At 68.0% G+C, this 14,570-nt stretch carries 14 protein-coding genes; 4 read left to right on the forward strand and 10 right to left on the reverse strand.

What is annotated here, in order from left to right:
• Nucleotide 1: 1 nt before the first annotated feature.
• The 5 genes from AB0H50_RS11045 to AB0H50_RS11065 are packed head-to-tail and all read right to left on the reverse strand — an operon-like array spanning nucleotide 2 to nucleotide 4,671.
• On the reverse strand, nucleotides 2-1,693 hold the full coding sequence (locus tag AB0H50_RS11045; RefSeq protein ID WP_357449713.1) for an asparaginase domain-containing protein: 1,692 nt from the start codon (nucleotides 1,691-1,693) through the stop codon (nucleotides 2-4).
• The gene (gene hcaB, locus AB0H50_RS11050; protein ID WP_357449716.1) at nucleotides 1,690-2,511 is read right to left on the reverse strand and encodes a 3-(cis-5,6-dihydroxycyclohexa-1,3-dien-1-yl)propanoate dehydrogenase; all 822 of its coding nucleotides are present in this window, start codon (nucleotides 2,509-2,511) and stop codon (nucleotides 1,690-1,692) included. Before hcaB ends, AB0H50_RS11045 begins: the two co-directional genes overlap by 4 nt.
• A gap of 23 nt (nucleotides 2,512-2,534) precedes the next feature.
• Nucleotides 2,535-2,738 carry a dihydrodiol dehydrogenase gene (locus AB0H50_RS11055; RefSeq protein WP_357449719.1) on the reverse strand — a complete coding sequence of 68 codons (204 nt, stop codon included), beginning with the start codon at nucleotides 2,736-2,738 and terminating at the stop codon, nucleotides 2,535-2,537.
• Complete coding sequence (locus AB0H50_RS11060) at nucleotides 2,735-3,265, reverse strand: 3-phenylpropionate/cinnamic acid dioxygenase subunit beta (protein WP_357449722.1); 531 nt, start codon at nucleotides 3,263-3,265, stop codon at nucleotides 2,735-2,737. The genes AB0H50_RS11055 and AB0H50_RS11060 overlap by 4 nt, the downstream gene beginning before the upstream one ends.
• On the reverse strand, nucleotides 3,262-4,671 hold the full coding sequence (locus tag AB0H50_RS11065; protein WP_357449725.1) for a Rieske 2Fe-2S domain-containing protein: 1,410 nt from the start codon (nucleotides 4,669-4,671) through the stop codon (nucleotides 3,262-3,264). Before AB0H50_RS11065 ends, AB0H50_RS11060 begins: the two co-directional genes overlap by 4 nt.
• 181 nt (nucleotides 4,672-4,852) lie before the next feature.
• On the opposite strand from AB0H50_RS11065, the gene AB0H50_RS11070 reads away from it, so the two are divergent.
• The gene (locus AB0H50_RS11070) at nucleotides 4,853-7,168 is read left to right on the forward strand and encodes a LuxR C-terminal-related transcriptional regulator (RefSeq protein WP_357449727.1); all 2,316 of its coding nucleotides are present in this window, start codon (nucleotides 4,853-4,855) and stop codon (nucleotides 7,166-7,168) included.
• 81 nt (nucleotides 7,169-7,249) lie between these two features.
• On the opposite strand, the gene AB0H50_RS11075 is transcribed toward AB0H50_RS11070, so the two are convergent.
• The 5 genes from AB0H50_RS11075 to AB0H50_RS11095 form a co-directional block, all read right to left on the reverse strand.
• Nucleotides 7,250-8,062 (reverse strand): carbon-nitrogen hydrolase family protein, encoded by an 813-nt coding sequence (locus AB0H50_RS11075; protein WP_357449730.1) that lies wholly within the window; start codon nucleotides 8,060-8,062, stop codon nucleotides 7,250-7,252.
• Nucleotides 8,059-9,219, reverse strand: coding sequence for an alpha-hydroxy-acid oxidizing protein (locus tag AB0H50_RS11080; RefSeq protein ID WP_357449733.1), 1,161 nt, complete (start codon nucleotides 9,217-9,219; stop codon nucleotides 8,059-8,061). The genes AB0H50_RS11075 and AB0H50_RS11080 overlap by 4 nt, the downstream gene beginning before the upstream one ends.
• A 36-nt stretch (nucleotides 9,220-9,255) precedes the next feature.
• On the reverse strand, nucleotides 9,256-9,948 hold the full coding sequence (locus tag AB0H50_RS11085; RefSeq protein WP_357449736.1) for a DUF2848 domain-containing protein: 693 nt from the start codon (nucleotides 9,946-9,948) through the stop codon (nucleotides 9,256-9,258).
• Between the two features lie 43 nt (nucleotides 9,949-9,991).
• Entirely contained in the window at nucleotides 9,992-10,852 is an 861-nt protein-coding gene (locus AB0H50_RS11090; RefSeq protein ID WP_357449739.1) for an IclR family transcriptional regulator, read from the reverse strand.
• Between the two features lie 319 nt (nucleotides 10,853-11,171).
• Entirely contained in the window at nucleotides 11,172-11,987 is an 816-nt protein-coding gene (locus tag AB0H50_RS11095) for a 4-oxalocrotonate decarboxylase (RefSeq protein ID WP_357449742.1), read from the reverse strand.
• A 217-nt stretch (nucleotides 11,988-12,204) separates the two neighbouring features.
• Between AB0H50_RS11095 and AB0H50_RS11100 the strand changes: the two genes are divergently transcribed.
• The 3 genes from AB0H50_RS11100 to AB0H50_RS11110 are packed head-to-tail and all read left to right on the forward strand — an operon-like array spanning nucleotide 12,205 to nucleotide 14,465.
• On the forward strand, nucleotides 12,205-12,966 hold the full coding sequence (locus tag AB0H50_RS11100; protein ID WP_357449745.1) for an alpha/beta hydrolase: 762 nt from the start codon (nucleotides 12,205-12,207) through the stop codon (nucleotides 12,964-12,966).
• The gene (locus AB0H50_RS11105; protein WP_357449748.1) at nucleotides 12,963-13,604 is read left to right on the forward strand and encodes a peptidase C15; all 642 of its coding nucleotides are present in this window, start codon (nucleotides 12,963-12,965) and stop codon (nucleotides 13,602-13,604) included. The genes AB0H50_RS11100 and AB0H50_RS11105 overlap by 4 nt, the downstream gene beginning before the upstream one ends.
• 15 nt (nucleotides 13,605-13,619) lie before the next feature.
• On the forward strand, nucleotides 13,620-14,465 hold the full coding sequence (locus AB0H50_RS11110; RefSeq protein WP_357449751.1) for an alpha/beta hydrolase: 846 nt from the start codon (nucleotides 13,620-13,622) through the stop codon (nucleotides 14,463-14,465).
• Nucleotides 14,466-14,570 lie beyond the last annotated feature (105 nt).

The raw sequence follows: 14,570 nt of genomic DNA on the forward strand, positions 1-14,570 counted from the left end.
CTCAGTGAGTATCGAAGATCCGCTGGTAGGCGGCCACGGCGCACTCGGTGGCGGCCTGCTCGGCCGACGTCGGGTGCTCTGGGTCGGCCGCCACCGGCAGTGCGCCCAGCTTCAGCAGCGCCGCCATGAGCAGGATGCGCGCCTTGGTTGCGGTGAGGTTGCTGCCCGCGATGACGACCGGGTCGGTGCGGTAGGCAAGGCCGCCGGTGTTGCCGCGCCCCACCCGCACTACCGGCATGCCCGAGAAGATCGCCACCGAGAGCGCCGAGTTCGTCGCGGGATCCGCGGAACCGAACGGCGACATGCCCTCGCAGACGAAGCCGGACAGCGGCGCGCCCGCGAGATTCGCGGTTCTGCGACCGAGCACCTCAACTGCCGTGGTGTGATCTGGCTGCGCGTCTGGACCGACCGCGGCCTGCACATAGCGGGTGTACTTGACGATGGTGACCACCGGCATCGCAGTCGAAATCAACTCGCCGGCGGCATCCTTCACCGGTACATCGATGGTGCAGATGCCGCCGCCCGTCGCCGCGGCAACGCCGGTCACCTGCTCTGGCAGACACGCGAGACGCACGTCCGACCGGTGCGTGTGACGGTAGGCGGGAACGTAGGTCACCCGCGGCGGCCCGTACCCGCCCATGTCGGCCACGATCCCGCCGTGTCCGCCGGTCGTCTCGTAGCCGCCCGGCCTGGCGTCCACCTTGGTGACCTCGCGTGCGGAGTAGACCAGCTCGTCGACGATGAGCACGGCACCGAGCCGGTTTCGGCCCTGCTCGTCCAGCGCGGCTGCCGAGAGCAGGAACTTGACGCCGTCGACGATGTTGCGCGCCCCATCGCCGCTGAGCGCCTGGTGCCTTCGCTGCGCGGTGTGGCCGACGATCGGCACCGGTGTATCGATGAGCAGGCCGAGCCAGTACAGCGTCTCCTCGGCGGTCGGGCTGCCTTCCAGCCACTGCGCACCGACGTAGTCGCCGGATGCCAGCACCCGCTGGACGAGGTTGGTCGCCCGCGCCAGCGCTCGTAGGTCCGGCTCGCGATGCAGGTGGTAGGGGTAGTAGGCGAAGTAGTCCTCGCCCAGCGACTCCGCGGCCCGATCTGCCTGCCCGGCGGTGTATCCGCCGCTGGGCGCGGGCCGGAAGAAGTCGAAGGCCGCCCGCGTGCTCAGCCCGATCGGGTGGCCGTGGTCCTCGAGCCCGAACCGGTCGATCTCCTCGTAGAGCCGCTTGGCATCGGGATAGAAGGTCTGCCTGCTGTACGAGACGGGGGCCAGGGGCGACGCGGTGGCCGCCTCCCAGGCCGATCCGTCGGCTTGGCGAGCCATGTAGGGGAGCGGGTAGAGCCCGTCCTCTGGCCGCAGCTCCACCTCGTACACCGGTGTCGCGCCGTCGGTTTCGGTGGCGTGCAGCGTGCCTTCGTCGTCGAGCCAGCCGTCTGGCGGGGCGTAGAGCGCGCGGGCGTCGGACTCGAGTGGATGCGCGGTGTAGGCCTCGACGAGTACGGTCACCGGCGCGGCGAGACGTTGCGGCCGGAGCAGATCGAAGTGCGGCTTCGCGCCGTCGAGCGTGGTCAGCGGCGCCAGTCCGTGGCGCAGCCGCGCCTTGTCGGAAGTCACCAGATCGGGACTGTTGCCGATTGTCGCGGTGGGTCCGGAGAAGACCGCGATCCGGGCGGGTTCGGTAGCGCCTGCGCTCATGAGATCAGCTCACCGCCCAGCGGAACGAGGCCGCGGCTGTGCAGTCCGCCGTCGGAGTGAATCACGCAGCCGGTCACCGACTTCGTGCGTTCCTTGGACGCCAGGAAGAGGTAGGCCCAGGCGTGATCGGCCGGTTCGGAAGCCACACGCAGTGGATTGGTCTGCCGGATCAGCTCGGGCAGATCCGGCATGTCGATCAGGCGTTGCTGCCCGGAGTTCATCGCCTCGACGCCGCGCAACTGCGTCACGGTGCCGCCCGGCGCGACGGCGTTGACGCGGATATGCGGCGCGAGCTCGAACGATAGCTGGGACAGCAGGCCGCGGACCGCGAACTTGGAGCCGGTGTACAGCGGCCCGCCGCCACCGGGAAGATAGCCCGCGTTCGAAATCGTCAGCACCACATTGCCCTCCGTCTTGGCCAGCTCTGGTAGCGCGGCCTTGACCGCCAGCAGCGAGCCTTTGACGTTGATGTCGAACACCTCGGTGAAGGCCGCATCGATCCGGTCCTCCGGGAGGCTGTCCAGCGAGGCGAAGTAGTCGAAGATCCCCGCGACCGTAACCAGCGTGTCCAGCCCGCCGAACCGGTCGACTGCCTCGGCCACCGCCCGCTTGTGGTCACCGAGTTCGCGGACGTCGCCCTGGATTGCCGAGACAGCGTCACCGCAGGCGTCCTTCAATTCCGCGATCGCCTCCGCGGAGCGGTCGAGCACGGCGACTCGCGCGCCCTCCGCCACGAAACGCTCGACCACGGCGCGGCCGATTCCAGTGCCCCCTCCGGTGACTAGTACGACCTTTCCGGTCAACCAGCCTTCTGCCATTGTCTTTCCTTTCACGATTCTCATCACGCCGCCGGGCCGATCGAGCCCTCGAGCATTCGGGTGAATACCTCCGTCGGCTGCCATGTCAGGGCCTCGAGCTCCACCGGATCCAGTCGGACGAACGTGCCGCGCCGCGGCGACCTGATCTCGAGCCGCTCGCCGTTGCCCGCTGTCACCACGCGCACGACGACGTCGGCGAACTCGTTGCTCAGCCGTTGTGCTGTCACAGGAACACCCCGAGATTGGGGGTGATCAGGGTGGTGTGGGCCAAGCGCACCGTCCGCGAGGCCAGCCGCCAGCCGTCGGCGGTGTCGTGCAGGACATCGAACCGCTCGCCGACGATCAGATCGGAGTCGACGCCGTCGCCTTGGGCGCGGTAGCACAGGAAGTTGCTGCGTACGTCGTACTTGTCCGAGGCGTCGAGCGCGTCGACGCGGACGTTCGTGATCAGGCGTTGCGTGCGCGACGGCGGGTCCTCGGCATAGGCGTGCTCGGTGTAGAGCCGCGAGACCCGCATCTTCATCGATGCGTAGTTGTCCTTCATATGGAATCCCGTCGGCGAGAACTCCAGGTCGCGTGCCTCGGGCCCGCGCGTGACGCGGATCGGCATGAGGTAGACGAGTTCCTCCGACAGGCAGCCGAGCCAGCGGTCGAACTCCCGATGGTCGAGGTATTCGGCTTCGCGGTAGAGGAAGTCGGCGCACGCGGCGGTGATCTCTTGGGAAACGGCGGCAGTGGTCGAAGTGGTGGTCACCGCTGAACCTCCGGCCCGTCGACTTCGTCCGCGGTCGATACTTCGTGCAGCCAACGCCGATAGAAGGCGCGCTGTGGGGCTTCGCCGAGTGCAGTCGTCGTTGCGCGCCCAGGGAAGCGCCACTCGGGGTCCTCGGCGTAGTCGCTCATGCCGTCCAAGCCGAGCTGGAAGTTGAATCGCATGCCGCTCTTGCGGGCGAAGACCGACTTTCCCGCCACTGGCGCGCCACCCCAGACCACGGTGTCGTCCTGCTCCAGAATCCCGGCCGGGCCGTGCATGCTCAGTGCCGCGACGTAGGCCTCCTCGTTGAAACCGTCCGGCGCGCTGTTCCAGCCCAGTGTCCAGTTCCAGTTCACGATCGTGTCCGGCCCGGTCGGCTGCCACTGGCGCAGATAGGTGAACACCGCGGGCGGGGCGTCCGGGTGCGGCGACGCGGGTACCCGCACCAGCCCGAGGTTCGGGAAGATGAGAAACGTAGTGGCCGAATGGTTCTCGACGAACTGCCGTTGGTCGGGCGCGAGCCGATCCAGCTGGAAGGTCTCGGCGACCTCGGGCGGGAACCCCGAGCGGTGCCAGGGCGGGGGCAGAAATCCGTCGTTGACGATCATCCCGTGTCCCTCGTCGAAGAATACGTGCCGTGAGACGCCCTGGGGGCCGGCGCCACCCGCCTCGATGCCGGGGAACATCCCGACCTCTTCGGCGGAACGATGCAGGGACGGGACGTGATACGCGTCCGCCATGAAATTCTCGGCGCCGGATTTCCAGTTCGCCGGCACCCGCCAGCGATGTGGTTCGCCGATGGTGGACATGCCCTGCTCGTTGAGCCCGAGCAGCGCGTCCAGGTACCAGCGCATCCCGCCGAGGTACTGCTCGAGGGTGGGTGCGGCCGGATCGAGCGAGGCGAAGATCAGGCCGTGCACCGAATCGACGTGCGGCGCAGCGGCAAGGCCCCACTGCTCGGCATCGAGCTTGCGGTATGCCTTCTTTCGGTACGGCGCTCCGCTCCAGTCGCCGTTGTTTTTGAAAACCCACGAATGGTACGGGCAACGGAAGTGAGAGCTGTTTCCCTTTTCCGCCCGGCACACCGGACTACCCCGGTGAGTGCATTTGTTGAAAAGGACGTTGATGCGTCCGTCCTCGTCTCGGACGATGATGAACTGATCCTGTCCGATGTAGCGCAGCACATAGTCGCCCGGCGTCGGAATTTCCGACTCATGAGCGACGAAGCACCAGCAACGCGCGAATATCCGATCCAGTTCGTGGGCGTATACCTCCGGGTCGCTGAATATTCGAGGTGAAACGATTCCCTGTTCCAGCTCGCGATCGACCCGCCGGAATAATTCTGTCGTAGAGTTCGGGAAGTCGATAGTCCTGCCAGGACTGGACAGGGTTGTCTGATCGAACACGTGGTATCTCCTCGCGCTGCGCTCACGATATTTCCCGGTAAAATACGAGCGGCTCGAAGACGCAGCAACGGAATCGGTCCGAATGTCGGAACGCGCTCGAATACTGCGGTTTCCTGTGACGCACCCGGCCAGCGGACTATGGTCGATAGCTGCGGATTCTCTGAACGATCGAGGTGCTGTGATGGCCGATACCGCGCCACTGCCGAAACTGCCTGGCCTGCCGGCGGAACTGACCAGCCTGGTGGGGCGCACAGCGGAGTCGGCGGAGGTCCGGCGGATACTGGCGAACTCGCGGCTGGTCACCCTCACCGGCATGGGCGGCGTTGGCAAGACGCGGTTGGCCCTGCAGGTGGCGCGGAAGGCCCGGCGCGGGTTCGCCGACGGTGCGGTCGTCGTCGAACTGGCCGAGGTCGCCGACCCTGCCCTGGTCCCGCTGACGGTCGCGCAGGTGCTCAGCGTGCCCACACACCTGCCGGACGTGGTGGCGACGCTGATCGACCACCTGCGTGGGCGCGAACTGTTGCTGGTGCTGGACAACTGCGAGCATCTGCTCGAAGAGAGCGCGGTGCTCGTGCGAAACCTCCTGTCCGCCTGCGCCGATCTGCGGATCCTGGTCACCAGCCGCGAGCCGTTGCGGGTCGCGGGTGAGCACGTCTTCGAGGTCGAGCCGCTCGGCGTCGGGTCGGCCGCGAGTGGTCCGCTCGGCGCCGAGGGCACCAGGCCAGACGCAGTGACGCTGTTCGTCGAGCGCGCCGCCGCCGCGGCGCCGGGGTTCTGCATCACGCCCGAGAACACAGACACGATCGAGGAGTTGTGCCGCAGACTCGACGGTCTGCCCCTGGCGATCGAATTGGCCGCCGGACGCATGCGGGCGCTGTCGCCGCGCGAATTACTTGACCGGCTCGCCGACCACTATCGGCTGCTCAGCGCGGGCGACCGCTCGGCGTCAGCACGCCACCAATCCCTCCGGGCGACGCTGGATTGGAGCTATGGGCTGTGCTCGGTACAGGAACGCCGGCTCTGGGAACGCCTGTCGGTCTTCACCGGGCCCGTGTATCTCGAGGCCGCCGAATGCGTGTGCAGCGAACCGGGTCTGCCGCGGGAGGGCATTGTGGACGGCGTCGCGGCGCTGGTCGACAAGTCGATTGTCGTGCAGCGTGTCGCGGGCAGCCGCCCGACCTACCGGATGCTGGAGACCGTGCGGGAGTACGGGATGCGCAAGCTGCATGCCCGCGCCGACGACGTCGCGGTGGTCGGGAGATATCGCACGTACTACCAGCGGCTGGCGCGGGAGTTCGACGCGAACTGGTTCGGGCCCGGGCAGGAACGACAGGTGGAGCGGATGCGTGGCGAGCACGCGAACCTGCGTGCCGTGTTGGATTCGCTGCTCTCGGATCCGGACGGCGGACCTGCCGGACTCGGAATGGCCGCCGCACTGTTCTGGTATTGGATCGGATGCGGGCAGCAGCGGGAGGGAAGGCATTGGCTCGATCGTGCCCTCGCCTCGGACAATGTGTCCAGCTCCGAACGCGCGGCCGCGCTCTGGTCCAATGGCTACCTCGCAGTGGCCGAGGGGAAGGCCGTCGTCGCGCTGGACCTGCTGCGTGCCAGTCAGGAGTTGGCGGCCCAGCTCGGCGATACCGTCAACATGGCGCATGCGACGCATTTCCGCGGCGTCGCCGAACACAACCTCGGGAACACCGCGTTGGGCATGAAGCTGATCGAGGAGGGCTCGGCCATGGAGGAGGCAGGTGGGCCGAGCCTGCTGCACATCCTCGCATTGGAACATTTGGGCTGGGCGTACTGCCTGCGCCAGGAGCCCGAGCGCGCGCTCGAGGTGCTCGAGCAGTGCCGACGGGCATTGACCGTGCGGGGTGAGCGTTGGTTGCTGTCGTGGATCAACGCCTTCCTCGGCCTGGCGCACTGGATGCGCTGTGAATACCAGCTCGCCGACACCCACTTGCGGGAGGCGTTGACCGACAAGCGTGCCTTTCACGACGCCTTGGGGATCGCGGTGGTGATGGAGCTGCAGGCATGGGTGGCGGCGGCCGAAGGGCAGGCCGAACGTGCGGCAGGCCTCATGGGCGCCGTTCGGCAGGTATGGGAGCCGCTCGGTGAGTATCCCGGCGGATTCGAATTGCGCAGGTGGAGTGATCGAACCGCGCGGGAGGTGCGGGCACTGCTCGGCGACAAGGCGTTCGAGGCAGCCTTCGCCAACGGTGGGCAGCTCGGGACTGAACGGGCGATCGATTTCGCCCTGGGGGAGACACCGCGGGCCGAGCAGTCAGGGTCCGAGGACGCGGTGGTGGCACTGTTGACTCCACGAGAGCTGGAAGTGGGCAGGCTACTCGCGGAGGGGATGACCAACAAGCAGATCGCACAGGCGTTGGTGGTCGCACTCCGGACCGTGGACAGCCATGTCGAGCACATTTTCACGAAGCTGGGCGTGAACTCGCGGACCCAGGCGGCGCTGCTGCTGTCGGCGCGCGGACGCTGACCGCCGAAGCGTCGGGCATCGTTGCGAGTTCCGATGCCCGACGGCTCGTTTCGTGCTTTGTACCTCCGGCGCACTGGGTTTTCAGCCCATCGCCACTGCCCGATTCGCCAGCACGCCGGTCGCGGCGCGAGCGCGGTCGGCGGTCGCCGAATCGATCTCGACGACGAGCATCCCCGATCCGGCCCCGAGCCGGTCGCAAACCCGCCCGAACGGGTCCGCGACCAGTGAACGGCCTATCCCGGTGGGTGCGCTCGGATCGACTGGCACCGCGGTGAACCTGGGGTTTGCCTGGTCGCATCCCAGTACCCAGCATCCCGAGTCCAGTGCTCGTGCACGCACCAAGGTCTCCCACTGCTGTGCCTTCCCCTTGCCTGCGCCCCACGACGTCGGGAGCAGAATCGCACTCGCCCCGAGCTCGGCGAGACGTTGAAACAGCGCCGGGAAGCGCACGTCGTAGCAGGTGGCAACACCGAACACGAGACCGTCGACGGTGACGGTGACGCAGTCGGCGCCTGCGGCGACGGTGTCGGATTCACGGTAGCCGAATGCGTCATAGAGATGGATCTTGTGATAGCCGAGGTGATGTCCGAGACCGGTGAGCAGCACGGTGTTTCGCACGCGGTCGCCCGCCGGGGTGAACATACCCACGGCGATCAGCACGGCGTGGTCGTCGGCGATGCCAGCGAGGGCCCGGGCCCAGGGCCCGTCGAGCGGTTCGGCGACAGCGGCGAGCACCGTGCCGAACCTGGCCATGGTGGCCTCGGGAAAGACCACGATCCGGGCACCCCGTGCGGCGGCGTCCCTGACGGCCGCGCGCACCTGCGACAGATTGTGCGCCGGATCGGCGGTCGCGGTGATCTGGCACAGCGCCACGCGCACGGCCGCGTACCTCATGGCCGCACATCCTGACCGACGCGCGGGATCCAGCCGGGGCGGCTGAGGAGGTACCGGACCATGCGGGGAGGAATCGTCAACGCGGTCGCGATCTCAGCGTGATCGGCCGGCAGCTTGGCCCGGATACTGTGGTGCGCTCCAGCCTTCACCTTGTCGACCCACTCCGGGTCGATGAGCGCGGCTCGCCCGACGGCGACCAGGTCCGCGCCTGCGGACATGGCGTCCTCGGCGTCGTCGAGGGTCCGGATTCCGCCGCTGGCGACCACTGCGCTGCGTCCGGCGACGGCCGCCGCGATGGCGGGGATCGGGTTGCGTGATTCCACTGCGGTTCGCGCCTTCGTCCAGTCCCGGTCCTCGGGCTGCGGGGAATTCCTGCGGAACTCGTCCATGGAGATGTGGACGTAGTCCACGTCATCGGCCAGGCGGTGGGCCAGGCGCGCGGCGTCGTCGAGGATGTATCCGCCGGGTTCCGATTCGAAGGGGGTGATGCGGAATCCGAGAGTGATCTCGTGACCGATCGCGGCGCGCACCGTTTGCGCCACCGCGAGGGGAAAACGCATACGCTCGTCGATCCCGCCGCCCCACCGGTCCGTGCGCCGATTGGCCCTGGGGGAGAAGAACTGGTGGATCAGATAGTGATTCGCGCCGTGTATCTCGACACCGTCGAAACCTGCTGCCACGCCGAGTGCCGCGGCACGGCCGAACGCCTCGAGCAGTTCATCGATCTCGTCGCCGGCCAGTTCCCTCGGCACCGGGGCATTGGGACGCATCGACGGTATCGCGGACGGTCCGCGAATCCCGCTGGGGCCCACGAGATCCGGGATGGCGATGCGGCCGCCGTCGTAGATCTGCAGAATGCCGAGCCCACCGGTGCCGCGCATCGCGCGCGCGACAGCGGTGAGGCTGTCCAGATGTGCCGCGCCGGTGGCGCCGATGCCCTGCCAAGACCGGCCGTCCTCGTGCACGTACGCGCATGAGGTGATGGCCGCGCCGAATTCGGCGGCGCCGCGGCGGGTCAGGTAGCGCAGCTCGTCGTCGGTAACCGAGCCGTCTGGATTGGAAGCGTTGGTGGTCATCGGTGCGAGCACGAACCGATTCCGCAGTATCGCACCGGATTCGAGGCGCAGCGGCGCCCATGGGCCTGGGTGATCGCGCACAGTGGCAGCTCCTGTGAGTAAGGGAAGAAATGGCGGTCAGGCAACCGGCGGTGGTATCTGACGAACCGCGTAGGACAGTGAGATCGACTGTCCCGTCCGTGGATCGGCGAGCTCCACGCTCCAGCCGGCGCTGAACTGGTCGACCTCGGGTCGCATCGGGATGGTCCCGGACATCAGGACGGTCCCGAGTTCGAACAGTCCGCGTGAGCGCAGGTCCTCGATCCAGTACTGAGGTGTCAGCAGCTCGGCGAGAGTCCCCTGCTGAATGAGCGTGGACTCGCCGTCGATCAGCACGGAACCGGTGAGGGTGAGCTCGTCGATATGGTCGGCGACATCGACGAGGCGCCATGCGGTGCGGGCGAGCACATCCGGCGCAGCCTGCTTGCTCCAGCCAACGCCGTGCTGTTCCAGGAGTCGGTCGGTGTGATCGCAGGCGGCGGTGAGCAGCAGATCGCCGGGTTCGGTGCCGGCCACCACCAGGGCCCATTCGGCCTCGCCGGAAGTGCGCTCGTGCTGGACGGGCACCTCGTCGACCTGCATGGCCAGGTATGGGGCGAGGGGATAGACGCAGGGGATACGGGTAGGGCCCGGTACGCCGAGTTCGGCGAGTTCGGCGATGTGTGCGGAGACGTCGGCCTGGCTGCGTCCGGCGTAACCCGCGTTGAGCAGGGTCCGAACCGGGACCGTGCGCTGCTGGCCATCGGGCAGGTCGAAGGTCAAGGGAAGCATGGGGTTCTGGAGTTCCTTACTGTTTTTGTGATTGAGCTGGCGGTCATCGCGGCAGATGCCGTTGCCACCGGGCTTCCTGTGTCAGCTTGGCCACGCCCGCGGCCACCGCGCGGATGGCGGGAGCCGCATCGGCGGGCCGGAAACGATGCACTGGACCGGAGATCGAGATGGCAGCGACCGCCCCTCCTGACCAGTTCCGGATCGGGGCCGCGATACAGGTGAGCCCGGGCCTGGTCTCCTGTCGGTCGTAGGCGATGCCGGTGTGGCGGATCGCGGCGAGTTCCCGGGCCAACTGGGTTGGGGAGGCGATGCTCGAGGAGGTGGCGGGCCGCAGCCGGTTGGAGACCCGGGCCAGCACATCGTCACCGCTGAACGCCAGCAGTGCCTTACCGATCGCGGTGTTGGCTGCGGGCAGCCGGGCGCCGACGCAGGCGGGCGAGCTGACGGCCTGATGGCCGTGGATCTGGTCGACGTACCGGACGTCGTTGCCGACGAGAACACACAGGTTCACGGTCTCGTGGGTCATCTCGTACAGATCGAGCAGATGGGGCAGCGCGATGCGGCGCAGGTCCTGTGTGTCGGGCTGTGCCGTAAGCGCGGCGAGCTCGGTCAGCCGTGTGCCCGGCGAGTACTCGGTGCCGCGCTTGGTGACCATTTCCCAGTCGACCAGCACGGCAAGCAGCCGGTGGGCGGTCGACTTGGGCAGCTGGGCCCGCCGGGCGATCTCGGAGACCCCCATTGCCGGGTGGCGTGGCGAGAAACTGCTCAGGAGCGCCAATGCTTTGGCGGCCGAGCTGGACGAGTCCGGTTCGGCCTGGTCGCGGACTGCGATCAACGGGATGCCCGTACCGGCGTGGGCGGCGCCGACGGTACGGGCCGACGCGCCCGTGCTGCTCATCGTCATGGTTGCCTCTCGAAAGCCGCCGCCGGCCACTGCATCGGCCAGCGTGGGCGGAACAAGGTACGGAGGTCGTAACCGCACTGGGCTGGAAGACCGCCGTGTCCGCCGGGGGCGCCGCCCGGCGGAACACGCCCTATCCGGAATCCCGCGGGGCTGAACTGGGCTGACAGTTCACGGGAGACCGGTACTCGGGTGTGCGGGGTGCGGATTCCGACCCGCGCACCGACGGTATTTCCGGTGCGGGTTGGATCACAACGGGGGAACTACCGAGTGGCTACCTATTCGCCAACAGGTGAACACCGGGCATCGTTCCGGTCCGGCGTCAGCACGCGAGGCCGACCGATCCGAGATGGGTGAAATGCGCCGCGATGGTGGACCCGCGCGGCGCCGCGACGGCGTCGGTCATCCCACCGGTCATCACGATCCAGCCCGCCTCGATCGCGTGGCCCCGTTCGGCCAAGGCATTCGCGGCCATGGCCAGCGCCTCGGCCGGATGCCCCTGAACGGCGGCGCCCACCCCGGTCGCAGCCAGGCCGCCGTCGATCTCGAGCAGACAGGCCTCGAGCGGCAGGTTCAGCGAGGCCGGATCCGCGCCGACCGATCCTGTGACGAAGTACGCCGCCGACGCGTTGTCGGCGATCACCTCCGGCAGCGTGAACCGGAAGTCGCGGTACCTGCTGTCGATGATCTCGACACTGGCGTACACGCGGTCGACCGCCGCCAGCGCTGCGGCCGCGGTGACGCCGGGCCCGGTGAGCCTGCGACCCATCACAAAGGTGATCTCGGGCTCGACGCGGGGATGGATCAGCAGGTCCTGCGGCAGCGGCGTGCCGGTCGGCAGGGCCATCGCGTCGGTGAGCCAGGCGGTCAGAGGCGCGGACACGCCCATCTGACGTTGTTTGGCGGGCGAGGTGAGTCCGAGCTTGACGCCGACGACGGTTTCGCCGCGTTCGATGCGCTGGCTCAGCGCCTCGTCCTGGATGCAGTAGGCCGTCGCGGTGTCCAGCGTCGGGTACTCGCCGGTGAGTGGAGCGAGTGTGGTGCGTTCGGCCTGCGCGCGCAGCAGTCGGCTCGCGAGTTCGTCCACCGACGTCGACGGGTCGTCGATCCTGTCGGGCACTGCGGGTTGTACGGTCACGGTCGGCTCCTCACCCCTCGTGTTCTCGGTCGTGGTTCACCCTGACCGCACCGGCGGCGCCGGAGAACGTTCGCGGTCCGGCCTGCGGAACGCCCCCGCCGCCGTCCTGCGCGTCGGCCCGGAGTTTGCCGACCAGTGGAACGCGACGGTTGCCGCCGCCCGCCCGAGCGCCGAGCCTGCTGTCTCGAAAGCAGCTCGAGCGAAAGGGAATCCATCCATGGCCACACTGACGGTCGACGGTGTCGAGGTCTACTACGAGCAGCACGGGACCGGGGAGGAGGTGCTGCTGGTGCACGGCGCCGCAGCGTCGGGGCGTTGGTTCGGCGACCTGATCCCGCGACTGGCCGCGAAATACCGCGTGATAGTCCCCGATCTGCGGGGGTTGGGGCGCAGCCAGCGGGTTGCGCCGCTGGCCCGCCCGCAGGTGTGGGTGGAGGATCTGTGGCGACTGCTCGACGAGCTCGGTCTCGACCGGGTCCATGTCTCCGGGGTCTCGCTGGGTTCGCGCATCGCGGGACGGCTCGCGCTCGACAATCCGGCACGGGTGCGCACCTTGACCGTGGACGCCCCCATCGTCGGACTGAGCAGCAGCGGAAACGCCTCGCTCAACACGGTTTTCACCGCGGTCGACCCGGACAGTGCGCAGGCGAGGGAATGGCGGGAGCTGCACGGTGACGACTGGCGCGACGCGGTGGACTTCTATGCGAAGACGCGCAGTACCGCCGACTTCCAGGACTTCTACACGCTGCGGCCCCGCCTGTCGGAGATCACGGTTCCGACGCTGGTGTGCCGCGGCGATCTCGATGACGCGATTCATCCCGTCGATGACGCCTTCATCTGGCACAAGCAGGCGCCGGACACCCAGCTGTTCATCGCACCCGGCCTGACCCAGTCGTCAGTCATGTTGGAGCGCGCCGAACAGTTCGTCATCGAGTTCGTGGCGTTCCAACAGCGGTGCGCGATGGACGCGGCGGCATGAGCCGGGTCCTGCTCACCGGGTTCGGCGCGTATGCCGAGGAGAGCGACAATCCGAGCGGCTCGATCGCACGGCGGCTGGACGGCGGCCGGGTGGACGGCGCCGACATCATCGGACGCGTGCTTCCGGTGGACACCGAGGGAGTCCGCGCCGCGCTCGCCGAAGCAATCGATGAGATACGGCCGGAGGTCGTCGTCGTCACGGGCGTCGCGCCAGGGCGTCCGAGTCCTTCGGTCGAGCGGGTGGCGATCAATGTGCGCGATTTCCCGATCCCCGACATCAACGGTCGCGCGCCCATCGATCAGCCTGTCGAAGCCGGCGGGCCGGAGGCATATCTGAGCACCCTGCCGATCAAGGCGATCGTCGACGGCTGGCGCGCAAAGGGCATCCCCGGCTACGTGTCGAACACGGCGGGCACCTACCTATGCAATCAGACGTTCTACCTCGCCCGCCACCTATCGCGGGCACGTGCCGGGATGGTGCACGTTCCCGCGACGCCGCCGCGGGCGGCCTCCGCCGCGCTACTCCCGCCGCCGTCGATGTCGCTGGTCGATCTCGAAGAGGCGGTGCGGCTGGCGGTCTCGATCACGGTCGGTCACCGAGGGCCGGATCTGCTCCTCGGCGGCGGCGCCATCAGTTGACCGGAGGGAACCGAAATGACCGTACTGTCGGAGGAATCCACCAGCCGGTTCCTCGAGGTCGACGGTAGCGCCGTCCACTACCACGACCTCGGCTCCGGCCCGCCGCTGATCATCCAGCAGGCGTTCGGGCCGCTGCCCGGTACCACGGCGTGGCTCACCTACCACCGGATCCTGGCCGACCTCACCACCCGTTACCGCTGCGTCCTGGTGGACTATCCGAACTTCGGCCGCAGCGCGCCGCGCGAGTTCCACGAGCCGGTGCACGATCTCTACGTCCGCAACACGCTCGCCCTGCTGGACGAACTCGAGCTGGATACGGTGACCGTACTCGGCGTGTCCACCGGAGGCACGGTGGCACTGGATCTGGCGATGACCGCGCCCGACCGCGTCGACCGGCTGGTGATCGGCGGGTGCAGCGCGTCCACCGGCGGCGACCCCTATCTGCTCGCACCCGCACCGACGGAGGTCGGTCGGCTATTCGACGAATGCCAGACGAGGCCGGCCGACGCAGACCGCATCGCGCGGCTGTTGCGTGCCATCGTGCACGATCCCGCATCGATCGACGACGAACTCGTCGAGCACATGTACCAGTGGCGGCTGCGCGACCCCGAGCACGCGGACAGTTGGCTGCGGTCGACGATCGTGCCGCGCAGCAATATCGCGGCATTGGCCGAGGTCACCATTCCGACGTTGATCGTGCACGGCCGCTCCGACCGCATGGTGCCGCTCGAAGGGGCGCTGATGCTGCTGGGGCGCCTGCCTGCCGCGGACCTCGTCGTGCTGAACAACTGCGGGCACTGGCCTCCATTCGAGCGCCCGGGCGCTTTCGCCGCCGCCGTATATGCGTTTCTCGAACGATGAGGACCGTTGGTGTTCCGGCAGACGGATCGACGTCGTTGTCCGGCCCGAGGGCGATCGCCCAAGCTGCACACACCATGCCGGAATCGACATCTCGATTTCCGGTTG

It is taken from the genome of Nocardia sp. NPDC050793 (assembly GCF_040654065.1).
GTDB lineage: Bacteria > Actinomycetota > Actinomycetes > Mycobacteriales > Mycobacteriaceae > Nocardia.